Annotated in this window: 21 protein-coding genes and 1 pseudogene; 11 read left to right on the forward strand and 11 right to left on the reverse strand. The window is 57.3% G+C overall.

Going from position 1 to position 23303, the window contains the following annotated elements; genetic code table 11:
• Positions 1-169: 169 nt before the first annotated feature.
• From PL599_RS21960 to rnk, 3 genes are all read right to left on the reverse strand, one after another.
• Positions 170-1063 carry a DMT family transporter gene (locus PL599_RS21960; RefSeq protein WP_109858659.1) on the reverse strand — a complete coding sequence of 298 codons (894 nt, stop codon included), beginning with the start codon at positions 1061-1063 and terminating at the stop codon, positions 170-172.
• A 75-nt stretch (positions 1064-1138) separates the two neighbouring features.
• Complete coding sequence (locus PL599_RS21965) at positions 1139-1678, reverse strand: nucleoside-diphosphate kinase (protein WP_109858660.1); 540 nt, start codon at positions 1676-1678, stop codon at positions 1139-1141.
• A 145-nt stretch (positions 1679-1823) separates the two neighbouring features.
• A complete protein-coding gene (rnk, locus tag PL599_RS21970; protein ID WP_109858661.1) occupies positions 1824-2276 on the reverse strand; it encodes a nucleoside diphosphate kinase regulator in 453 nt (150 codons plus the stop codon).
• Between the two features lie 442 nt (positions 2277-2718).
• On the opposite strand from rnk, the gene gdhA reads away from it, so the two are divergent.
• From gdhA to PL599_RS21985, 3 genes are all read left to right on the forward strand, one after another.
• Entirely contained in the window at positions 2719-4068 is a 1350-nt protein-coding gene (gene gdhA / locus PL599_RS21975) for an NADP-specific glutamate dehydrogenase (protein WP_142914242.1), read from the forward strand.
• A gap of 278 nt (positions 4069-4346) precedes the next feature.
• A complete protein-coding gene (locus tag PL599_RS21980; RefSeq protein WP_109858662.1) occupies positions 4347-5072 on the forward strand; it encodes a pseudouridine synthase in 726 nt (241 codons plus the stop codon).
• A 344-nt stretch (positions 5073-5416) separates the two neighbouring features.
• Positions 5417-5728, forward strand: coding sequence for a hypothetical protein (locus tag PL599_RS21985; RefSeq protein WP_109858663.1), 312 nt, complete (start codon positions 5417-5419; stop codon positions 5726-5728).
• Positions 5729-5823: 95 nt separating this feature from the next.
• Here the strand turns inward: PL599_RS21985 and PL599_RS21990 are convergent, their stop codons facing one another.
• Positions 5824-6951 (reverse strand): HPP family protein, encoded by a 1128-nt coding sequence (locus tag PL599_RS21990; protein WP_109858664.1) that lies wholly within the window; start codon positions 6949-6951, stop codon positions 5824-5826.
• Positions 6952-6983: 32 nt separating this feature from the next.
• The gene (locus tag PL599_RS21995; RefSeq protein ID WP_109858679.1) at positions 6984-7889 is read right to left on the reverse strand and encodes a LysR substrate-binding domain-containing protein; all 906 of its coding nucleotides are present in this window, start codon (positions 7887-7889) and stop codon (positions 6984-6986) included.
• Positions 7890-7995: 106 nt separating this feature from the next.
• On the opposite strand from PL599_RS21995, the gene PL599_RS22000 reads away from it, so the two are divergent.
• Positions 7996-8700, forward strand: coding sequence for a 5-formyltetrahydrofolate cyclo-ligase (locus tag PL599_RS22000; protein WP_109858665.1), 705 nt, complete (start codon positions 7996-7998; stop codon positions 8698-8700).
• A gap of 3 nt (positions 8701-8703) precedes the next feature.
• Positions 8704-9030, forward strand: a complete 327-nt coding sequence (locus tag PL599_RS22005) for a hypothetical protein (RefSeq protein ID WP_109858666.1) — start codon at positions 8704-8706, stop codon at positions 9028-9030.
• A 342-nt stretch (positions 9031-9372) separates the two neighbouring features.
• On the opposite strand, the gene PL599_RS22015 is transcribed toward PL599_RS22005, so the two are convergent.
• Entirely contained in the window at positions 9373-9837 is a 465-nt protein-coding gene (locus PL599_RS22015; protein ID WP_109858668.1) for a group III truncated hemoglobin, read from the reverse strand.
• A gap of 89 nt (positions 9838-9926) precedes the next feature.
• The gene (locus PL599_RS22020) at positions 9927-10220 is read right to left on the reverse strand and encodes a DUF6522 family protein (RefSeq protein ID WP_109858669.1); all 294 of its coding nucleotides are present in this window, start codon (positions 10218-10220) and stop codon (positions 9927-9929) included.
• A gap of 209 nt (positions 10221-10429) precedes the next feature.
• On the opposite strand from PL599_RS22020, the gene metB reads away from it, so the two are divergent.
• Complete coding sequence (metB, locus tag PL599_RS22025; RefSeq protein ID WP_109858670.1) at positions 10430-11599, forward strand: cystathionine gamma-synthase; 1170 nt, start codon at positions 10430-10432, stop codon at positions 11597-11599.
• 152 nt (positions 11600-11751) lie between these two features.
• Here the strand turns inward: metB and PL599_RS22030 are convergent, their stop codons facing one another.
• The gene (locus PL599_RS22030) at positions 11752-12102 is read right to left on the reverse strand and encodes a MarR family winged helix-turn-helix transcriptional regulator (protein ID WP_109858680.1); all 351 of its coding nucleotides are present in this window, start codon (positions 12100-12102) and stop codon (positions 11752-11754) included.
• Between the two features lie 325 nt (positions 12103-12427).
• Between PL599_RS22030 and PL599_RS22035 the strand changes: the two genes are divergently transcribed.
• Positions 12428-14248 (forward strand): chloride channel protein, encoded by a 1821-nt coding sequence (locus PL599_RS22035; protein ID WP_278002356.1) that lies wholly within the window; start codon positions 12428-12430, stop codon positions 14246-14248.
• Between the two features lie 107 nt (positions 14249-14355).
• On the opposite strand, the pseudogene PL599_RS22040 reads toward PL599_RS22035, so the two are convergent.
• Positions 14356-14490, reverse strand: a pseudogene (locus PL599_RS22040) (DUF488 family protein); the annotation flags it as partial.
• A gap of 141 nt (positions 14491-14631) precedes the next feature.
• Between PL599_RS22040 and PL599_RS22045 the strand changes: the two are divergent.
• Together PL599_RS22045 and PL599_RS22050 are read left to right on the forward strand one after the other, a co-directional pair.
• Complete coding sequence (locus PL599_RS22045; RefSeq protein ID WP_109858672.1) at positions 14632-14847, forward strand: DUF2945 domain-containing protein; 216 nt, start codon at positions 14632-14634, stop codon at positions 14845-14847.
• Between the two features lie 39 nt (positions 14848-14886).
• Positions 14887-16620: a molybdopterin-dependent oxidoreductase gene (locus tag PL599_RS22050; RefSeq protein WP_109858673.1), complete on the forward strand. Its 1734-nt coding sequence runs from the start codon at positions 14887-14889 to the stop codon at positions 16618-16620.
• 16 nt (positions 16621-16636) lie between these two features.
• Here the strand turns inward: PL599_RS22050 and PL599_RS22055 are convergent, their stop codons facing one another.
• Both PL599_RS22055 and traA read right to left on the reverse strand, forming a co-directional pair.
• The gene (locus tag PL599_RS22055) at positions 16637-17389 is read right to left on the reverse strand and encodes a DUF6118 family protein (RefSeq protein WP_109858674.1); all 753 of its coding nucleotides are present in this window, start codon (positions 17387-17389) and stop codon (positions 16637-16639) included.
• An 8-nt stretch (positions 17390-17397) separates the two neighbouring features.
• Entirely contained in the window at positions 17398-21105 is a 3708-nt protein-coding gene (gene traA / locus PL599_RS22060) for a Ti-type conjugative transfer relaxase TraA (RefSeq protein WP_109858675.1), read from the reverse strand.
• A 263-nt stretch (positions 21106-21368) separates the two neighbouring features.
• On the opposite strand from traA, the gene PL599_RS22065 reads away from it, so the two are divergent.
• Positions 21369-21656 carry a mobilization protein gene (locus PL599_RS22065; protein WP_109858641.1) on the forward strand — a complete coding sequence of 96 codons (288 nt, stop codon included), beginning with the start codon at positions 21369-21371 and terminating at the stop codon, positions 21654-21656.
• Positions 21653-23302, forward strand: a complete 1650-nt coding sequence (locus tag PL599_RS22070) for a type IV secretory system conjugative DNA transfer family protein (RefSeq protein ID WP_109858642.1) — start codon at positions 21653-21655, stop codon at positions 23300-23302. Before PL599_RS22065 ends, PL599_RS22070 begins: the two co-directional genes overlap by 4 nt.
• Position 23303: the final 1 nt, after the last annotated feature.

The raw sequence follows: 23303 nt of genomic DNA on the forward strand, positions 1-23303 counted from the left end.
TTATCACATATAGACCACCTCGCAATAACTTGATGCCAAACCCGGAACACAGAAGATATCACTGAGTATGCAGATACAGATTGTCAGCCAACCGGGATGGCCAAAGCTATTGGGGAAGCGACTGTTAATCCGGCTTGATTGGGCCAGATGTCTGAGATGCTGAAGCCTCTCACAGTGTCGTTTTCCGTCGCTCCACCATCACCGCCCGGTAGTTGGAAAACAGGATAATCCCACCTCCGAGGAAGACCCAAAGATCGATGGCTTCGACGTAAGCGTAATAGCCGACGATGGCAGCCATTGGCACGCGCAGGAAGTCGATTGGCATAACTACGGATGCGTCGAGACGTTTGAGTGCCTGGGCCTGACAGTAGTGGGCGGCAAGCGCCCCGAGTCCGGCGATCAACATCCAGGGGATGTCGGTGAAGCTCACTGGACGCCAGTCCGTTAGCGAGGCAAGGAAGCCGAGCGGCAGCTGGATGACAATCATCCAAACGACGATGGCGCCCGGCGAAACCTCCCGCGTCAGTTGCTTGACTAAGATCAATGACAGACCGTAGCCGGCGGCGGCAATCAGCACGAGCCCTGCGGCCGGATCGACCATGCCGATGCCCGGGCGGACGATGACGAGGACGCCGATGAAGCCGCCGATGGTGGCAAGTATCCGCGACCTCGTCAGCTGTTCCTTCAAAAAAAGGAGGGCGAAGAAGGCAACCCAGATCGGCATGGTAAATTCCAGAGCGAACACTGAAGCGAGCGGCAGCATCACGACGCCGATCGTCCATAGGTATTGGGCAAAGAAGTGGACGACATTTCGCGCCAAATGCAGCCTAATCAGCTTGCCTTTCCGCAGTTCGGGCAGCAGCGCACGGCCGAGCGTAAGGATGACGAAAAGGCCCACGAGCGCGCGGAAGAATAGCACCTGCTGGATGGACAGTGTGCTCGCAAGCTCGCGCGAGCCGACTGACATGCCGATGAAAGAGATCATGCTGAGGCCCATCCATAGGAGCCCTTGCGTGAACGCACTATGCGGCAACTCTTGTGCCGGGGGGGAATTATTCGACATGCTGGAGCCTTCTTCATGTTCTTGCGCAGACGCGCGCTGCGTCGAGCGCGCGTCTGCGTCAAACGATCAGGCGGATCAGGCCGCTGACGGCCCCGGATCATCAGTAGCATCCGGTGTGGCGGGAACCTTGAGGCGCGCTTGACCCATCCCGTCGGACACTATGCGCAGCAGTGGCTTCTGCCTTAAGGTATTGGTTGCCTGATTAAGCGCCCGGCGTTCGCGCAATGAAGCCTCCGGCTGATATTCCACTCTCTCGAGAAAAATCCGGTCTTCCAGTCCGCTTGTATCGGTGAAGACCATATCTTGGCCTTCCGTAAGACCGAGAAGAGCCAGACCACGCGTAGTCGTGATTGGCAGGAACATGCCAATCGGCGCGGTGACCTGACCGGTCGAGAGCACACGGGTATCCCTCGCGCTGCCATTGACACGGAAGCTCACTCTGCTGTTGATGCTGGCGATCCCGTCTTGCAGATCCTCGCGAAAAATGACGACTGCCTTGGCGATTTTATGGCGAATGAGCGGAAGAAGCAGTTGGTAGCGACCGCGCGGGTCGTCAGCCATAGCTTCCAAAATGGATAAATCTTTCGTGGTGAGGATGAAGTGATCGTCTGACATCGCAGTTCTCCTTTACTCCAACGGGAGCACGCATATGAAATATGAACTGGAGATCCCCTGTCCGCCTGAGGCGGAGCAGGGGGCGATTATCCTGCGATGAGGCAACCTCCATAAAGGGAGAGGAGGCAGGACAGCGGACAGCGCATTATGATGCGGACCGCAGTTCGACCGAGCCCGTGGAGGCGGGAAAGCTTACAGCCGGCGCCTCCACGCTCTTTACTGTGAGGCGATGGACGCGACCATCTCGAGCAGTCCAATCGATCGACTGACCCGTAGAAAGGCCGATCAGGGCGGCGCCGATAGGCGTAAGGATGGATACCTTGCCGGCCGCGATATCGGCTTCGCCGGGGAAAACGAGCATGACGAGGCGTTCATCGCCGAGGTCGCTTACAAACTGGAGCGTAGACCCCATGCGCACGACATCAATGCCGATCTTCTTGTCGGGAACAATGCGGGCGCGGTCGAGCTCGGCCAGGAGTTCTTCGGACACCTCCGGATTGCGCGCTGCGTGTGCCTCGGCAAGGCGTGAGAGCCTCTCGTGGTCGGAATCGGTAACGATGATGGCCGGCTTGCTATGCGTTTTCTTTTCGGCAGCCATTGCTGGTTTCCTATACATATACGCAGCCACGCACAAAGCGCGCTGCATTCGATTAAATAGAATTGGAAAGACTGTCGCCTCTTTGGGCTGCTTCAACCGACTTGCGGAAAGCTACCTATGCCCCTCGACCGGGGTGAGACACGACCGGGCCGGGGGTCATATGCCTGCGATAAGGCATACTCGCTTGGAAATATTGTGGAGGGGCTCGATCAACATCTTTTGATGATGTGCCCGTTAATCGCGGAAGTCAAGCAAGGCCGGTGAAGCTGTTAGGTGATTGACGGTTTGATTGCAGTTAAGTCGCTCCAGCTTATTACATAAGCATTGAAAATCCACTCTACCAATCGACCCCTCAAATCCATTTCATTTTGCACAAGTTTTGAGCTATCAGCCAATTCGCCGCCTGATATTCAGGCAACAATCTATGACTGGAGAATAAGAATTGGCGAATGTGGATGAGAAGCTTGAACCGATCCTGGCTGAGGTGCTGCGGCGCAATGCCGGTGAGTTGGAATTTCATCAGGCGGTCCGTGAAGTTCTTGAAAGCCTGGGTCGCGTCATCGCTAAACATCCAAATTATGCCGATAATGCTCTCATAGAGCGCATTTGCGAGCCCGAACGGCAGATCATCTTTCGTGTCCCCTGGGTTGATGACACGGGTCAAGTACAGATCAACCGCGGCTTCCGCGTGCAATTCAACTCTGCCCTTGGCCCCTATAAAGGGGGCATTCGTTTCCACCCTTCCGTGAATGTGGGCATCGTCAAATTCCTTGGCTTTGAACAAACTTTCAAGAACGCATTGACGGGAATGCCGATCGGCGGCGGCAAGGGCGGGTCGGATTTCAATCCGCGCGGCCGCTCGGACGGCGAAATCATGCGGTTTTGCCAATCCTTCATGACTGAACTGCATCGCCATATCGGCGAGTACACGGATGTGCCCGCCGGCGATATCGGCGTCGGCGGTCGGGAGATCGGCTACATGTTTGGCCAGTACAAGCGCCTCACCAACCGGTACGAGGCGGGAGTATTAACCGGCAAGGCGTTGTTCCATGGCGGCTCAAGAGCGCGGAGGGAAGCGACAGGATATGGTGCGACCTATTTTGTCGAGCGGATGCTTTCGACGAAAGGCCACAACTTCGAAGGCAAACGCGTGGTGGTCTCGGGCTCCGGCAACGTTGCCATCTATACCATGGAAAAGGTCATGGAATTCGGGGGTAAGATTGTCGCTTGCTCGGATTCGTCCGGCTATGTCGTGGATGAAAATGGCATCGATCTTGACCTCGTAAAAGAGATCAAGGAAGAGCGACGCGGTCGGATCTCAGAATATGTTGGTGTAAAAGGCGCTGGCAGCAATTGGGTCGAGGGGGGGTCCATCTGGGACGTGGCGTGCGATGTCGCAATGCCTTCCGCGACCCAGAACGAATTGACCGGACGTGATGCCAAGGCACTGATCCGGAACAAGGTCATCGCGGTCGGCGAAGGCGCCAACATGCCAACCACGCCGGAAGCGGTGCGGCTTTTTCAGGAAGCAGGGGTATTGTTTGCGCCGGGCAAAGCCGCCAATGCAGGGGGCGTCGCAACATCGGCGTTGGAAATGCAGCAAAATGCTTCGCGGGATAGCTGGACTTTCGAGCAGACAGAAAATCGTCTGGCGATGATCATGCACAATATCCATGATACATGCGCTACGACGGCCGAAGAATACGGCACGCCGGGCGACTATGTCCTCGGCGCCAACATCGGCGGCTTCGTGCGGGTGGCCGAGGCGATGGATGCGCTCGGCATAATCTGACGACCGCGTGATGACACCTGCCGGCGTTGATGCGCGCCGACAGGTTTGACTTTTGCAACCCACCGGCGCAGAGACATCCTATGGCAACGCTTTTTATCCAACCCTTTAGAGAGCCTCAACGCTCGAAAAACGGCTCTTGGCCCGAACGCAGGTAAATCCTGGTTAGCGTTCGGAGGACCAGGATCATGCAGTTCTCCAAACAATAGCAGTGGCTGACGCCTCTCGCTAAATCTTTCGGCTTTAATATCTTGACCATAAAAACCATAGCACCCCGCGGTATGCGGGTGACGCTTCCGCGCGCGTTGTCCAAACTTGGCCACTGTTCGCGAACGCAGGCTGAACGATTGATTGCCGAGGGCCGGGTTAAACTCAATGGACGTCGTGCCATGGACCCATCAATATGGGTCGATCTGATATCCGATCTGATCGCGGTCGATGGACAAACTGTTTCGGCATCGGCCAAGCTTTACATCATGATGAACAAACCTCGCGGTGTGGTTACCACGCGTGATGATCCCGATGGCCGTGCAACGGTATTTGACTGCCTCAAGCTTCAGGACATGCCATTCGTTTCGCCGGTCGGTCGCCTGGACAAGGCCAGCGAAGGGTTGCTGTTGTTTACAAACGACACGGTACTTGCACAGCGTCTTCTTGACCCTGTCACGAATGTTCCCAAGATCTATCACGTCCAAGTCGGCGGAGAAATTGGCACCCCGGAACTGGAGCAGATGATTTTCGGCATTCCCAGCGACGGTGAGCTCCTTCGCGCCACCTCCGTTGACCTTCTGCGCCGCGGCAGCAAGCACGCCTGGATTGAGGTCGAACTGCGCGAGGGTCGGTACCGGCAAATCCGCAGAATGCTGGAAGGCGTCGGACTGGACTGTCTGCGATTGGTCAGGATAGCAGTCGACACGCTGCGATTGGGTGATTTACAAAAAGGAGACAGCAGGTCTCTCACCACCTCTGAAATCGCCTCACTGCGCAAGCGCGCAGGACTCGAATAATCTGTTGGGTAGTCACCTTTTGACGACAAGGCGGCACTTGCCGCTAATTCAATATGCGGCAGCTTAAGTTTTGACTGACGATGATCCTCGGTCTGCTAGGTCGTTAAACTGTTGATGTGACAGGACAGGAAAGCAATAGGGCGGCATTTTTTGGAGCCTCAACGAGTACGGTAAATTTGCCGAAAAAAGCACCGTTTCGCCCACGAAATCACCACGCTATCAGCCGTGGCTCCCGTGGCAGCATTATTTGCAGGGCTCCCGTGGCAGCATTATTTGCAGGGCTCTAGAATGGCATAAATTTTGCTGGAAGACGGAGACTTCTATATCGATCGGCGGCGCAAACTATGTTCCAACCTTTGGTGACTTGTCTTCTCCTAAGCGCCGCTACCGGTTTGAGTCTGCGGCGGTTTCTCCTGCCGTACTTTCCCGGCGGCGATGCTGCTGAACAGCGGTCACCCGTGACAATGGTGGCAAGTGCTATCTTCCTGGCAGCGGTTGCCTTCACGGTGTCTGATCAAAAACTCTGGGCAATACCGATCGTTCTGACATTCAGCCTCTGGCTTGCGTCAGTATTTGACGACTCCAAGCCGAACATGACGATCGCCATATCCGTCGTCAGCTTGACATTGTATATGGGCCTCCGGTCGATCCATTGATCCTCAGCTCCTCTATCATCGATAGCAAGCGTCTTGGAATTTCTCGGCATCCTTCGACGCCACTTCGACCGCCCCGAATTCGCTGTGGTCAAAGGTTAATTCGCCGCTGTCTGATGAGGCCCTTTTGGAAGGGACCGTGCAACGGCGCTCAAAAGGTCGGTCTGGGAAATCAGCCCGATAATGTGGCTCTGCTCATCGACGACGATCACCGCATGTGTTTTGCCGTCCGTCAGGATGGGAAGCAGGCTCAGGGCTCGATCGGCAGCCGAAGCGGTCGTTGGCAGAGAGATCAGTTCCTTCAACGAACCTTCTCCCATCGCCAATTCTCTCAAACCCACAGTACCGAGCAGTTGTCCGTTTCGATTTTTGACCGGTAAGGTTCGGATATTGTGCTTGAGAAGCAGCTCCCGGGCCTCATCGATGGTGGCATCAACGTCCGCCACAATAACGTCGCGCGACATGATGTCCGCACATTTGATCCCGTCATTAGAGCGGGCGACAGCCTCGTACTCCACACGGCGAAGCAATAGTCCAAGGTCAGTGCGGTCGATGTCGAATGTCTCGTGAAGCGCCTCAAGGGCGGCGTCAATATCCTCGTCACGAAACCCCACTCGCTCGGCTGGTGGAAGGTCTGCAGTCAGATGGCCGTTCACCGTAGGCGAGGCGACATGCGGGTAGTTATGCCGGGATAGCTTGTGGAACAACAGGCCGACTGCGACGAGGATGCAGGAGTTCAGGGCAACTGGAATGAACGGAAACAGCATGCCCCAGCTTGCGACCGCAGGTCCACCAAGGACGGCTGTCAGGGCTGCCGCCCCCCCAGGCGGATGGAGACACCGGGTAAAGGACATCGCCGCGATCGCCAGTGAGACGCCCACACCAGTAGCTATGATCGGGTCGCTGATCAGGCTGGCGGCAAGCACCCCCATGAAGGCCGAAATCGTATTGCCTCCGATGATAGACCATGGCTGGGCAAGCGGGCTTGCCGGAACGGCAAACAGCAGCACGGCCGAGGCGCCCATCGGCGCGACGATCAACGGTAGATGTGAACCTTTTCCGAGCAGGTAGCTGCAAATCAGACCTGTCAGCGCGATCGCCGCGAGAGCGCCAAGGCATGCCAGCAGCCGATCGCGCAACGTTGCGCCGGCAAGAATGGGTCTAAACAGCCATAGTGACAGAAGCGCGCGCTTCTGGGCCGCTCCTCGGGGGTCGGAAGGGGACATGGGAAAAACCTGATGAGAGACTGGTGGCGGGTTCAGGAAGGAGAAAGGGAAGCGGAGAGCGGAGGCGTTGAGGCCAGAAGCATATCTTCAAATCCGCGAAGCGGATCAGACCTCCGATCATTCCGGGAAATGAGCAGTGTATCGACCGGACCAAGGGAATGCACAACGATATCGGCGGTCCAGTGCATGCCGTCAAGGACAGAGCGCGGTATGACACCCACTGCGTTTCCCGCAACGACGTGAGCGAGAATGGAGTGATAGGAGGTCAACTCCATTGTTGGAACGTCGGCTCCCAATTTCATCCAACGCTCGGCAATGCGGCGATAGGTACAACCTGGTTCAAGAGCGGCAAGAGCCGTCAGCCGAATGTCGCCGGCGTTGCGGAGCGGAGGATGGTTGGACGGCAGGATCAGAAGCAGCTCTTCCTGAAAGACCCTTGTCGCGTGAAGCGGATGCTGCTCACGCCCAAGCATCCCTGCCCATTCTTTCTGATCAGGCGGTTGGGCGATGAGAGCGCAATCGAGTTCGTCGGCAATCACCGCCTTTGCCAATTCCAGCGTTGCGCCAAGTGTCAAACGCAATGACACCTGTGGCCAGGCTTCGTTAAATGTTGCAAGCACCGGAGGCAGACGGCTTGCCGCCGTGCTTTCCATCGTACCCACCCGCAACGCCTCCACCTGGTTTTCTTTCCTGAGCGCAAGACGCGCCTCTGTTGCAAAAGCGAGCATTTTCTTCGCGTAGCCCAAGAAAATTTGTCCTTCGCGGGTCAGGGTCATCTTCTTTCCCTCCCGGCTGAACAGCAAGGCGCCAACTTGCTCCTCAAGAAGCTGGATACGTGTCGTTACATTCGAAGGCGCCCGACCAAGCTGCTTCGCCGCGCGCGTCACGCTCGTCTCGTCGGCGACGATCAGAAAAATATGCAGAGAAGTCGGATCCAAAAAAGTCTCCATTTAAGAATGGTATTGCCTTATTATTCTCCATGAGCGAACATCACGCAAGCCGAAGGTGATGGCCTGAAGCCATCAGATAGAAAAGAAATGTCAGATGATCGACGAAAATCAGAATGACAATCCAGATGGCTTCTCTTCTCCTGCCTGTTTCATGCACGAAGTCGATCCAGCCTATATGGGACTGGACGGTAGTGGTGAAACGGTCAAGAAATGGCGCAAAGGTGAGCGGCGCCGTCTGATCGATCAGCGGGCCCGTCTCAACGCAGAAGAGCGCGACCAGAAATCCTTGCGAATCCGGCAAAACCTCGATCAGCTATTGCCTGAAGTCAACGGGCGAACCATCAGTCTCTACTGGCCATTTCTGGGCGAACCTGATCTCCGCGGCTGGTTGACAGCGGCTTCAGCCCGCGGCGCGACATGCCTTTTGCCGGTGGTGTCTGAAAAGAACAAGCCTCTCACGTTTCGATCCTGGCGGATTGGCGAGGAATTGACGCGCGGAGTCCTGAATATCCCTGTTCCGCTGCACGGTGATGAACGCCAACCGGATATCGTCATTGCCCCGGTTGTCGGGTTTGACGCGCATTGTTACCGGCTTGGGTTCGGAGGTGGGTATTTTGATCGAACGCTCGCTGTGCTCCATCCAAAGCCTATCGTGATCGGCGTCGGGTTTGACTTCCAGCAGATCGAGACGATCCGTCCTCAAGGTCATGACATTCCCATGGATGCGATCGTCACCGATACTGACATCCGGTTTCGCCAAGGTTGTGATAATCTTTTCGCGTGGAAATTCGAGGGCTAGGCGATGAGTTCGCTGGACGTTTCCTCACTCATTCCAGTCTTTCTAACGGCGGCTATTGCGCTCAGCTGGAACCCATTTCTGATCCTTTACCGAAACAATGCCCTTGCTGTGCATACACCCGTCATGACGACGCTCGCCGCCAGCCTGGCGCTGTCCGCAGTGACCTTCACTTATTCCAACTTGGGAGCAACTATCGGGAGCCTCGTGTTTGCGACCGGCCTGATGCTGTCGATACCGTTGCGCGACCATCTACGAGATGAGATCGGCATAGCCCTGTCAGCAGTGTGCCTTTTTGTTTTTCTTTCCCTACCAAACGGCGTTCAAGCATAGGAGCGAACAATGCTTATGGACCGCAGGCCATCAAGAAAAAATTGGTTGCACTGGTATGCCTGGTACCCGGTCTTGCCGGCGAACGATACATTATGCTGGCTGGAGATCGTTTTCCGGCGAAAAGCGGCCACCGGTAGGTGGGAGTATCGATCAACGCGGTCTGAACGAGAACGGCTTCTGGCTCAGACTCGCATACCCGTCTGTCCTGGCGCTTAGAAAGAGATCGGCCTGACGATCTTCAGGTCAAGTATCACGATTTTATCTATTCTGGGAATACTTCGGCATGGCAAATGGCAATAGCTCGGCGATCGAGGCGCGATCAGCCGCGAAACTGTTTGCCAGTTATGACCGCCGGTTAGGATCATCCAGCGCTGGATTGTAGAATAGCGAAATTGTCAGGCTTCGGGCGATACGCTCTGCCGTCGCCATGAACCATGCTTTGGCGTCTTCATTCGTGACGACGTTGTCCAGCGTTGTTTCAAACAGCTCCAGCCATTTTGGGAATAGTTCTGGCGTTAGGTTGGCCACACCTAAATGGGCCTGAACAGGTTTCCCCCCATAGGAGCCATCGTGGAAGGCGACCGCTGACCAGAAGCTTTTCATTTTCAGGGTGTGCTCCGACCAGCGTCCCGAAAGCCTTGCGTTGAAAACGGGACCCAGCTCCGGATGCTCCGACACACGCGCGTAAAATGTGTCAACCACGGCACTGATCAAGGCGCGATTGATGCCGAGTGCTTGCATTTCCGCATCAGCCCGATTGCTAATCTCAGCGCTATGTGCGGCGCGTGCTTGCAATTCATTTTCCATTCAACCACCAAAGCGCTGCGTTGTCTGCAGCATATGCCTGCTCCCTGTCATCGGCAAACGCAGTGCAGATCTCATTTTGAAGATGGCAGTCATTGACGCGGTGACCGTTTCGGCGATCTACCCTTAAGGAACGTCAACTCCTCGTGCTGAACCTCATTTTCGATATCCAGGATTGCGCGCCATTGACGATTGCCGAAGCGTAGCGACAGACGCTTCGTCCCTGCATGCTCATCCGAACCAATCTCCACAGAGCTCGCGACAAGACCACGCTGGATGTAGCTGCGGAATTCCGATTGCGACACCCCGAACCGGGAAGCGATCTCGCTCGAATCCAGGGTGAAATCCCCGTTTGGGCTGCACTCGACAAACAAATTCGTGTCCATTCACAAAGCGCCAGTGGCGCAACAAAAAATCTCCAAGAGAGAACGATTGCTTATTGTCATTCTTATATCAAGAATTAATATCGTTATTTGGAGATTTTCAGTGGCTGGGTCTCTCATGAACACAGTCAGGCTTCCCACTGAGGCAGGCAGAAGTTTCGGACCCATTCTTGGCACCGACATCAAAAAAATACGGATTGGATGGTTTGCAGATGACAGATATCAGAACGATCGCAGCATCGAACGGCATTGCTGACGACAACGCTTTCGGTGCTGTGACGGCTCCCATCTACCTATCCAGCAACTTCGCGTTTCAAAAATTCGAACACGCGCAAGCGTACGAATACTCCCGCACCTCCAACCCGACGCGGGACCTGCTCGCCGACACACTAGCAAAGCTTGAGGGCGGAGCGGGAGCCGTGGTGACATCATCGGGAATGGCGGCCGTGAATCTCATTCTCAGTCTTTTAAAACCCGGCGATCGCGTCATTGCGCCACACGACTGTTACGGCGGAACATACCGACTGCTCCGGGCTCTGTGCGACCGGGGCCATTTCGAAGTAGAGTTCGTCGATCAGCAGGACACGGCCATGTTTGATGCAGCCCTGCAACGGCGTGTTTCACTGGTGATGGTTGAAACACCGAGCAATCCGCTCATGCGGGTGGTCGATATCAAAGCGATTGCGGAGCGCGCCAAGTCCGCCAACGCCCGTCTTGTCGTTGACAACACCTTCCTGTCGCCTGCGCTGCAACAGCCCATTGCGCTGGGAGCCGATTTCGTCGTTCATTCGACAACAAAGTATCTGAATGGTCACTCCGACGTCGTTGGCGGCGCTGTAATTGCGGCCAATTCCCGCGATGTAGAAGAACTTAAAGCCTGGGCAAACCTCATCGGCGTCACAGGTTCGCCCTTTGATTCCTACCTGACCCTACGTGGCATCAGAACCCTCTTCCCGCGGATCGAACAACAGCAAAAGACCGCCGCTGCAGTGGCGGCATTTCTCGATCGGCGGCCTGAGGTCCGGGTGGTCCACTACCCCGGACTGGACACCCATCCCGGCAGGGAGCTCGCGTTGCGCCAGCAAAAAGGTTTCGGTGCCATGCTGAGTTTTGAACTGGAGGGAGGCTTGGAGGCGGTGCGCAGCTTCGTCACTGCATTAAGAGTCTTCACTCTCGCCGAGTCGCTCGGCGGCGTGGAAAGTCTGATCGCCCATCCAACGACCATGACCCACGCCGGAATGGGTGAGGAAGCCCGTCTGGCTGCAGGGATCAATGACAGCCTGCTGCGGGTTTCGATTGGCCTGGAAGCCGAGCAGGACTTGATATCTGATCTTGCGTCCAGTCTGGCCGCCACCGAAACCAGCTCTCGAAAACAAACCTGAATTTGAAAAGTAATTGTTCGGCGCTTCTGACAATCAGAAAGTGCGTTGGCGACAGATCGAATTTCCACCTCACCAGCATTCTGCCACGTGCTGCCCATCCCCAAAATTTGCTCGGTGCACCGTTGGGTTTCCGTACCACGCCCATTGAAACCTCATTTAAAGTCGTTTTGCAGACGCTGAAGGATCGTTATGAGTTCGGGGGCCATGTCGCGCACTTCCTTGAGATGAGCTGCACTTAACCGCAGCAGCACCGCGTCGGCCTGTTCGGTTAATTCCAATGTCTGTCGTCGCTTGTCCGTGGGGTCGGAATTTCGGGTCACCAGACCGGCGGCGCTCAGGCGACCTACAAGCTCAGTTGCCGAGTGCGGCGCAATCAGTAGCCGGCTCGCCAGCACTCCAATCGTCATAGGGTCATCTAAAGTATGTCCCTTGATTGCAAGCAATGCCTGGTGCTGCTGGCCTGGGAGGCCTTCGTCCTGGGCAGCGCATGTGCTGAAGTTCATAAACTTTCGCAGTGTGAAACGCAGGTTGGCGAGTGCCTCATAGTCACTATCGCTCAGGGTATCTTTATTCACTTCTCACCATCTCTCCGTTTCGTTGAACTCATCCGGCACCCTCTATGCCGTCCCATGATCTGCTCTAGTCCGTCCCGGGTGAAGGCTCGGACACCAATGGCTTCCGGCGACAAGGTTTCCCATCCTTTTTTAGTCATGACGACGAAAATCCCAGCTCGACAAAATCATTGATTTATATCGTATCACGATATATCGGCACATCGATGAGACAATGTAACCGCGCTGAAGTGCAGCCGGCCCCGGAGAATTCGCGTTGATAAACCCTGAAACAAGACCGCCGCATCGCCAACATGATTTCACAGGTGGACTTGCCCGGCGGGAAGCCGGTGACTTCACAACGGACAAGCGCGTTCTTCTGTTGATCGGCATGGCGATCATCGTCGGTACAGGAGGAGCGTTGGCTGCGTGGGTGCTCGTCAATCTGATCGCACTTGTGACAAACATCGTCTGGTTCGGGCACTTCAACACCGAGCCATCATCCCTGGCAAATGCCCCACGGTCGCTCTGGATGGTGGCAACGCCTGCGGTCGGTGGGCTGATCATCGGTTTGATGGCGCGCTTTGGTTCCGAGAAGATCCGCGGTCACGGTATTCCCGAAGCGATAGAGGCCATCCTGATCGGAGGCAGCCGCATGTCGCCCAAAGTTGCGCTGCTAAAGCCGCTCTCCTCAGCGATTTCGATCGGAACTGGCGGACCGTTCGGCGCTGAGGGCCCAATCATCATGACAGGTGGCGCTATCGGTTCTTTATTTGCCCAATTCTTCCATATGAGTGCGGCTGAACGTAAGACGCTACTGGTCGCTGGTGCCGCAGCCGGCATGACGGCAATTTTCGGCTCGCCTATTGCCGCTTTGATGCTCGCGGTTGAATTGCTGTTGTTTGAATGGAAACCGCGAAGCTTCATTCCGGTGGCCGTCGCGGCATGCGTCGCAATCTGCTGGCGGCCATTCCTTTTTGATCCAGGTCCACTTTTTCCAACGAATTTCCAGGCCCATCTTCCCTGGTGGGGCATATTCCTGTGTGCGGCGATGGGCATCATTTCGGGCCTTCAGTCCGGCGTGTTGACGACGCTGCTCTACAAGATCGAGGATGCCTTCGAAAAACTTCCAATTCATTGGATGTGGTGGCCAGCTATCGGCGGCTTGATCGTTGGATTGGGTGGCCTCCTGGAACCGCGTGCGCTTGGCGTCGGCTACGACATCATCTCAGATCTTCTCTCCAACCATATCGCTGCGAAGGCCGTCCTTGCTATCCTTCTTGTCAAGGCAACAATCTGGCTGGTCGCGTTGTCATCTGGAACTTCCGGTGGTGTCCTTGCACCACTTCTCATTCTGGGTGGCGCTCTCGGCTGGCTGGTTGGCCTTGTCTTTCCCGGAGATCCAGGTTTTTGGGCGCTCCTCGGTATGGCAGCGATGATGGGTGGGACCATGCGGGCGCCTTTGACCGGGACATTCTTCGCGGTCGAGATTACGGGAGACATCAGCGCTCTCGTGCCCTTGCTTGCTGCCACGGTCACCGCCTATGCCGTAACCGTTCTTCTGCTTCGTCGCTCGATTCTTACCGAAAAGATTGCTCGCCGCGGCCAGCACATCACGCGCGAATATGGGATCGACCCTTTTGAATTCACACGCGCTGCTGACATCATGGTTCGTAAGGTCGATACCTTGCCTGCCTCCATGACCATCGGAGCAGCCTGCAACTTCCTCTCCTCCGAGGAGAAAACGCATCGGATCTATCCGGTCGTCGAAGCTGACGGGGCATTGGTCGGCGTCGTGTCTCGGGCCGATGCACTTCGCTGGCAGGGAGACAAGGAGCTTGCGGATCAAACTCTGGCAGACCGGGTTTCCGACGGGTCAATTCCAGTGGGCCACACCGATGATACGGTTGCCTTCATCGCAGACCTTATGCTCGCCGCGGAAACTGGTCGTATTCCGATCGTCGATCTGGCTTCTGGCAAGCTAGTGGGCCTGATCGCGCGTAAAGATCTGTTGCGTCTGAGAAGCGCGCTTCAATCCTCGGAACTGGAGCGCCGTCCTTATTTTGGATCCGTGCCGCCGGCGCAGAATCCCACTTAGGATTTCGGCCGGTGTTGAAATCTTGGCTGATTGGAGATTTTTCCGCTGCGCTGTTTCGAGCAAGGAAGCTCACATCCGGCAGTGACGACGGTATTGCTCTGTCGACGATTAGTGCGCGAACGCGGCATCGTTCTCACATCAACGACGAAATCAACGCGGGACTCTCGGAGCAGATCGACGAATTCGGCAATCGTCATTGTGGAGTGGCCGATGGTGAAAAAGGTATTCGTATCAACCTCCATGAATGGAATGCTCCTCCGCACGAACAGCAGCAATCCCAGAAACTAGGCGTTTTCATCGCAAATCAAAAGCGCGCTGTTTGCAATGAGCGCTGTCTTAAGTCAGGCTTTCGGCGCATGGTGGAGGCCACAAGAGGAACAGAAATGGCGAGAAAGTTCGAGATCGGCGATCAGGTAAGCTGGAATTCGGAAGCCGGCCATGTCAGCGGGACCATCATTCGCGTACATACCGCCGAGTTCAAGATCAAAGAGCATACTCGCCATGCGAGTGTAGAAAAGCCGCAGTATGAGATCAAGAGCAGCGAAACCGAGCACATCGCTTTCCACAAAGGATCGGCGCTCACCCTATTACGCGACTGACGCTGCGCCGGGCGCGATCGAAACGAAAGCGACGGTCTGATGCCTGAGGAAATTCCACCGACGTCACCAGAGCCACTACGCGCCAGTCTCAGTAATGCAGACGATCGCATTCGTCTCGATCACTGGATGCCACCGCAACAAGGAATTTTTCCACGAATACGGCTGGGAAGCCGATGGATCAATACGCTGTGGGCGCTCCCCATCGGCGCTGCGGCGCTGCTCTGCCTGATCGCACTGTCGCAGAGCCTGCGTGAACTTCCAGGCGTGGTCGCCTTTATTCAGCGCCATCCAGGCATTGCACAATCGGAGCCATCGGTGGATTCAGGCTTCCCATGGTGGCTGCAACTCCAGCATTTCCTGAACATGTTTTTCATGTTGTTCATCATGCGGTCAGGTCTTCAGGTCCTGGCAGATCATCCGCGGCTCTATTGGGGACGTGACTGCACACCGGGGAGCGATTGGTTCCGGTTTCAGGTGCCTGTGCCGAAGGGCCGTATCTGGACCGCAAAAGACGATTCCGTCACCCTGCCGACGTGGCTCGGCATTCCTGGCCTGCGCCATACACTCGGGCTTTCGCGTTGGTGGCACTTTTCGGTCAACCTCCTATGGTTGATCAACGGCATCGCGTTTTACGCCCTGCTGTTTTCCACTGACCAGTGGCGTAGGCTCATCCCCCTGACCTGGGAGGTCGTTCCAGCAACGCTTTCAACAGCGATCCAATATGCGTCGCTAAATTTCCCGGTCGATGAAGGCTGGACCCGCTACAATGGCCTGCAGCAACTCAGCTACTTCGTGACGGTGTTCATAGCGGCGCCCGTCTCAATCGTCACCGGCTTGATGCAAAGCCCGGCAATCTCCAATGCTCTCGGATGGTTCGGTAGAGTATTCAATCGTCAAGCAATGCGGTCGGTCCATTTCATATCATTTGCGTGGTTCGTTGGCTTCATTCTGGCGCACGGTGCGATGGTTCTCGTCACCGGCATCCGCCAGAACACCAATCACATGTTCGGCGGTGTCAACGACGCCTCTTGGACGGGATTTCCCTTGTTTCTGCTCGCCATGGCCATTCTGGTCGCGGCGTGGCTCATCGTCTCACCTTTCACAATTCGTTATGCGCGTCTCGTGCAGCGCGCGGGGGCATTCATGATCGGCTGGCTGATGGGGCTGGCCGAAGGCTGGGATGCGCGTTCGCAGCTCACAAAAAAGGACATTTCTCCCTACTTCTGGCCAAATGGCACGATGCCAAACTCGAAGGAATTCGAAGATCTGGTGACCGAAAACTTCGAGAGTTACAGGCTTCGGATCAGCGGTCTCGTCGACGCACCACAAGAACTCTCCCTGGCCGATCTCAAGGCTATGGCAAAGCAGGAGCAGATCACCACGCATTTCTGTATCCAGGGATGGTCAGGCGTAGCAGAATGGGGCGGTGTTCCCATGCGTCACATTCTCGACCTGGTAAAGCCTATGCCTCACGCGCGATACGTGGTCTTTTATTCACTGGCGGACGGCGCCGACGGTGGGCGTTATTACGATGTCCACAGCATTGAGAACATGCGTCATGAATTGACGATCCTTGCGTATGAGATGAATAGCCAGCCTGTCAGCGTCCTGCACGGCGCACCACTGCGCTTGCGTTGCGAGAACGAGTTGGGCTTTAAAATGGTGAAATGGATCGCCGCGATCGAATTCGTAAACGATTTCGCCGATCTCGGCGCTGGCCAGGGCGGCTACAACGAGGACCACGAATTCTACGGCTACCGGATGCCGATCTGATCGCCTTTAGAAGAATCTACTTTTCAGGCGCTGCCACGGTGATCGTGCATTTCTGATCCTTACCAGCCTTGGCTGCGGCCTCACGGCATGCCGCCACCTCGGTCTTGTTCGTCTCGACGAGCTGATCAGCCGACAATACCCGGTACCAGCTCTCCGGACTGTCGAATGCCATAAGGTCCATGCCAGCGCGCCATGGCGATTTCGCCATGATAAAGCTGGCAACGCGCGGCGCGGCAGAGAACGGCAACAGGCTCGGCAGAAAAAGGGTCGCGAGAATGCCGGCGAAGCCACTGGCTAAACTGATAACCCAAAGCCAATGGTTTTGTCTCCGTCGCTCGCGGGCGCTTGCCATTTGTCCCGCCATCTCGCGCGCCACCCGCTGGAAATCCCTGCTCTCGTTATGGAACTGCTGAGCTGCCTTCTTCACCAAGCTCTCACCGCTGCGCTCAATCGCGCGCGCATGATGCTCAGGACCGTTTTTCAGAAGAGGGGACTTTTCGACCGCGTGTAGACGCTCTGCGACCTGCGCAAAACTTTGGACGAGCTGCGCAAGATCGGCGCTATAGTCGATCGGTTGCTGAAGCTTCTCCTGGCCATCCAGCGCGGCTTCCACGCCCTTGCGGATCGTTGTCATTTCGTGGACCAGATCGCCGGCCAGATCCTCGACAGTCTGGCGCAGCTCCTCAAACGCCTGCGCCGGATCGCTGCCCTCGTCCTCCTGGTTGTCGATAATACCCCGCTCGAGTAGCTCTTTATCGTCATCCGTCATGCATGCTCCTATCGTTCAAGCCCTTGGCTGCGCCCACGCGAAATTTGCTGTTCCATTGCGCGAGCGACGTTCTGTTCCTGTCTGACATGGCTGATGCCGATTTCCTTGGACCGGCTGCGAACGATGGATTCCACCTGTGGATCCCGCTCGATCACGTCGGCGACCTTCCTCATCTGTCCCTCGACCTTGCCGCGCGCCTCGTCATGCTGCCAGCCCTGAAGGTTCTGGCGCTCGGCCTGTAGCTTCTGCCATGTGTTGATGAGCCGATCGGCCCTGACGTTCGGATCGGCTTGCAAAGCCCGCTCCCGGTCCATGCCTGCCACAAGCTGGCCAACGCGCTCCCGGCCGGAGAGCTGGTGCATGGCCTGTTCGGTCTGTGGATCGTTCCGCATGGCAGAAACCATCAGGTTAGGCGATCCTGGCCGCTGCTGATCGAGCTGTTGACCGGCCTGCTGCAATTCCGATTTCTGACCCTCCAAAACCGGCAAGCCTTCGCGGTCCATTTTTGCAGCCGCACTCCATGCACGAGCGAAACGATCAACAGACTGCTCGAACCCGGACATTGGCCGCAAGCGGTCCGATTGGCGCTCCTGATCCTGTTTTTCTGGTACGGGCGATATCCGCAGGCTTCCGTCCTTCGACCGCTGTTGCGAAAGCGAGAGAGAGCCGCGCTCGCCAGCGCGGAGCTTCAGCCCATCGAACATGCCGCGCCGCTGCGTCTCGACCTTCTGTGGCGGTTCCTGACCCTTTTCGGATCTGGCCGGCGTCTGAGATTTGTCGCCCGCTGCCCCGCGCGAAAGTTTCAGACCATCGAAGGCGCTGCGTCGCTTTGCCTGCTGGCGGTTGTCGCTACGATCAGAGCCGGGATCCTCGCGACCGCGAACAGGACCGACCTGCAATCGAAGTCGCTCGTCATGAACGCCTGTTTCGACTGCATCCCGGTCCTGTTGCTCCCGTGCGGGATGGGCCGCAGGGGAGCGTTGATCCTGCCGCTGCATTGCAGCACGATCAACCTCGATTTCGCTGCGAATGCCGATTTGCTCGGCGATGCCTCGCCGCCCGGCGAAGTCCTTGGTGTAGTCGAGTGTGGTTTCCTTGACCCCGGAGCGGCCGAGCCGATCTCCCAGCGCCTTGAAGGCCAGTTCGTCGGCGCCATGCACTTTCCATGAATTTCGCTCGGCTGTCTTGCCGTTCGGAAGTTGCACGGTTTCAGATCCGGCATGTCCAAGCCCGATCTTCGCGCCGATCTCCTGAGCCGCGTCCTTCATCGCCCGTTCGAGATCCACGCCCCAAGTCGTGTGCCTCTGACCCTTGTCGTTTTCCAGCGTCACGAAATAGCTGTCGCGGTTGGCAGCCCTGTGCTCGTACGGCGCAACGCCATGTTCCACGAGCTTGCCTGCCTTGCGATCGTTGAACTCGTCTTTCGCCACATAAAGCTGCACGCCGTCGCGATGACGGGTCATGGCGACATAGGTCAGATGCCGGTCCATGGTCTGCGATGCCATCACGAGGGCGCGATCAACCGTCGCTCCTTGGGTCTTGTGAATGGTGGTCGCATAGCCATGGTCAAAGGACTGGTAAGTTTTCGTGGGTATGGTGACAATGCGGTCATTGTTCCGACCGCGACCAGCACCACCATCGAGCTGAACTTGTATTGCGTCCGGCTCGACGGTCTGCACTGTTCCCAACATCCCGTTCTTGACGCCAAGATCACGATCGTTCTCCAGAAACACGAGACGGTCGCCAGGCGCAAAAGCACGGCGGCCGTCATTGGTCTGGAACGAGACCTCGCCACCTTCCTCGCCGCGTCCCAGCCGTTGGCTGTCCTGCAGGGCCGATCGGATATCGGCATTGATGGCGCGAACATCAGCACGACGATGGGCCATGGCGACACGGGTGCCATCCGGACGCTGTTCGCGGTCGGCAAGATAGTCCCGCACGATCTCGCCACGCGCGCCCTCGCCCGTTTCGCTGAACCGGATATCGCCACTCTGCCGATAGGCGGCCAAGCCGTCGGCGGTTTTATGGGTGGCGAACGAAACCGACGCCTCTCGCTGCCAGTCCACGCGCTGGCGGCGGATTTCGGAAAGTTCGGCATGGCCGATCTGCTCGGCGATGGCGCGGAACGGCGCGCCGGCTCCGATCGCCTGCAGCTGCTCGTGATCGCCAACGAGAACGATTTTCGCACCGGACTTTTCGGCTTCACCGACGAACCGGGCAAGCTGGCGGCTTCCGACCATGCCCGCCTCGTCGATGACGAAGACGTCGCCGCGGCCGAGCTGGTGACGATCGTTCTGCCAGCCCATTTCCCATGATGCCAAGGTGCGAGACGCGATACCGGAAGACTCCTCCAGACCCTCGGCCGCCTTGCCTGACAAAGCCGCGCCATGAACCTGATAGCCCTGCGCCTCCCAAGCCTCGCGAGCGGCCGCCAGCATGGTGGATTTTCCAGCGCCGGCATAACCAACCACGGCGGCGATCCGCTCCGGCCCGGTGATATGTTCGATCGCCGCCCGCTGCTCATCGGAAAGCCGCGCCGCGCCGATGCGCCGATCGCGCTCGCCACTGTCCAGTTCGCCCCGCTCGACCTTGCCAGCGGTGTCGCTCGAAACGCTCGACCGAATAGCAGCATCTTGGCGGCCGATTGCCCGTTCTACCAGCCGGCGATCGACGCCATGGTTTTGCGCCTGGTGCAGTCGCTCGGCGGAATTCGCCATGCTGGATTCGAGATCCACCATCTCGCGCGTCGAATAGCGCGCAAGCTCGATCTCACCTGTCGTCGCATCCGCACGTTCTGCCTGAAGCTCGACCAGTGCCGGTGACGACATTACGGTGGCGAAGGCATTCTGGAACGCCTGTGCATCGTCGTTGATGTAGCGATGCAAGGTGCGCGCGATATCGTGCCGATCAAACACGCTCTTTTCGCCGGTGATGATTGCCAAAACCTGTTCCGGCTTCTCCCGGATCAGGTCGGCGTTGCGCTTCGCCGCATCCTCATCCAGCCGTGCCCGCGAGACGTCAAGACCGCGCCGCTCCATCTGCGTCGCATGAACGCCAGCATGTTCGGTCGGCTCAATCTCCAGTCCGCGCTCGGCATGACTACGATGATCGACGCGAATATCGAGACCGGCACGTGCAAGATGTGAATTGGTCATCTGCTCGAAGGATTGTCTGATATCGCGAAGCTGCATATGCGAGGTCGGCAAGTCGTTTTTCAGGAGCCACTTGTTCTCCCGCTCAATGAAGGTTTTCTCGCCCAGCCCCTCCTCGTTCACCTGCCGCGTCGTCATCAAAAGATGTGCGTGGTGGTTTCTAACGTCGCTCGCATCATGCGGCCGGTGGATGGCGAAATCCACCCCCGCGCCGTAGCGGTTCGCCAGGTCCTGGGCGAACTCCCGCGTCAGCTCCAGGCGCTGCTCGGCCGTCAGCTCATGCGGCAATGCGATTTCAAATTCACGGGCGACACGCGCGTCTTTCCGGCTTTCGGCGAATTCCGCCGCATTCCAAAGCTTCTCGCGGCTCTTCGCCCATTCCGCGCTAACGCCATCAGGAAGCACGATTTCCGCATGCTCCACACCCTCCTTGCGGGTGAAGTCATGCGTGATGCCATCGCGTTCGTTCGTCAGGCGCTCGCCGGCACGATAGGCCGCCGAGGCAACGGCGCTTCTGCCGCTGGCCCGCGTTACCGGCTTCATGCTTGCGTGATAGATCGCCAAACGCCGTCTGTCCTTTCCCGATCTACGATCGGCGCATCTGAGTTGCGCAGCAACTCGTAAGTGCGCCCTTCGCAATTCGCTCGCTACGCTCTTGAATGCCTCGGTGTGGCGCTCGCGGAACCGTCGAGATTGAATCTGATCGTGCATTTGCAGCATACGTCGGGGAAAAATTCAATCAGAAGAACGTGAATTGCGATCCGTAAGCTGGAAAAACACACGCTATGAGATAGGATCGATCAAGTTGATACGGAGGGATTGACGATATGGCCCGAAAGTCTATTGAAGAACGCCTTGCCCAGCTGGAGGCGCAAAAGAAGACGCTCAAAGCCAGGCTCGGCAAAGAAGAACGCGCTAAGGATACACGCCGCAAAGTTCTACTCGGCGCGCTCGTTATGCATCGCCTCGAAACCGGCAAGGATGAGTTTTCGCGTGGTTTGAGCGACTGGCTACGCCGTGAGCTGCCAGGGTTTCTGACGCGCGACAATGACAAGGAGATTTTTCACGATCTCCTGAAACCAAAGGCGGCAGGTGGCAGTGAGGCCAGCTCATGAACCAGGCGACACTTGCATGGGCTGCCTTCAAGAACATGATGCGAAAGGCGGCAAGCGATCCGGTATGGGCTGTCATCAATATCGTCATATCGCCTTTCCGGGCAGTGGTTTATTTTTACCGTGTTGGGCTCGTCTTTCTCGTCATCGCCCTCATCCTCGCTGCGATCCCGTTCGCCATTCCCGAAGCCTGGTTCGTGTCGCGATGGATCGCCAACATAGTCGTGGCGATCGTCATTCTCATCTTCGCCTTCCGGCTTCTCACCAATCCGATGATTGAGCACTTCGGCAATTTGGACGGCGATACTCACGGCACGGCTCGCTTCGCTACCAACAAGGAGGTCGCACCCCTCACCCGCACCGGCTCGGGCCTGCTGATCGGCCGCGACAGCAAAACCGGGAAGCTGCTACGCTATGATGGACCGGCCCATCTGCTGACGATGGCGCCGACGCGCACTGGCAAGGGTGTCGGAACCATCATCCCGAATCTCCTGACCGCCGACCGCTCGGTGATCTGCATCGACCCCAAGGGCGAGAATGCCAGGATTGCCGGTCGTGCCCGTCGTCAGTTCGGTCCGGTCTACGTCCTCGATCCCTTCGGCGCTACAGCCGAACCGATCGCCGCATTCAATCCGCTTGAAGGACTCGACCCCAATGGCCTCGATGTCGCGGAAGATGCAAGCACCCTCGCCGACGCTCTTGTCTTCGACGAACCGGGCATGACTGGCGAGGCGCATTGGAACGAAGAAGCCAAGGCGCTCATCTCGGGCATGATCCTCCATATCGTCGCGCAGGAACCCTCTAGCCGCCGTTCTCTCGTTACCCTGCGTGAAAACCTTACCCTGGCCCCTGAAGCCTTCACAGGGCTCCTCAAGGAAATGCAGGAATCCACGGCAGCCAGCGGCCTCGTCGCACGCGCGGCCAACCGCCACCTCGGCAAATCCGATCGCGAGGCGGCCGGCGTTCTGTCGGCGGCGCAGCGCCATACCCATTTTCTCGATAGCCCGCGCATGGCCCGTATGCTCAGCCGGTCGGATTTCCGGTTTGCCGATCTCAAGAGCCGCACCGCAACGGTCTTCCTCGTGCTGCCGCCCGATAGGCTTTCGACCTATTCGCGCTGGCTGCGTCTGCTTGTCACCCAAAGCCTGCTCGAAATGGCTCGTTCGCCAGGCAAGCCGGCGATTCCGGTACTCTATCTCCTCGACGAGTTCGCGTCCCTCGGTCACCTGGCGCCCGTCGAACGTGCCATGGGCCTGATGGCCGGTTACGGGGTGCAGCTGTGGCCGATCCTGCAAGACGTTCATCAGCTACGCGCCACCTACGGGCAGCGTGCAGGTACCTTCCTGTCGAATGCCGGCGTCCTGCAGGTCTTCGGCGTCAATGACCACGAAAGTGCCCGTCTCGTCTCCGACATGCTCGGGCAATCCACCGTCGTCTTCGAAAGCATGGGCCGCGCTCTCGATTCCGATAAGACGGGGATCTCCTACGGCGAACAGCATGTGGGCCGCCCGTTGCTGACACCCGACGAGGTCCGCAACCTGCCACAACACGCCGAACTGCTGTTCCTCGCTGGGCAGCGGCCGATCGTCGCCGGCAAACTCGCCTATTACAGCGATCAGGAATTCAAGGGAGCGTTCGACCGTGTCTGAC

Origin of the sequence: Agrobacterium sp. ST15.16.055 (genome assembly GCF_027956555.1) — a bacterium.
Taxonomy (GTDB): domain Bacteria; phylum Pseudomonadota; class Alphaproteobacteria; order Rhizobiales; family Rhizobiaceae; genus Agrobacterium; species Agrobacterium salinitolerans.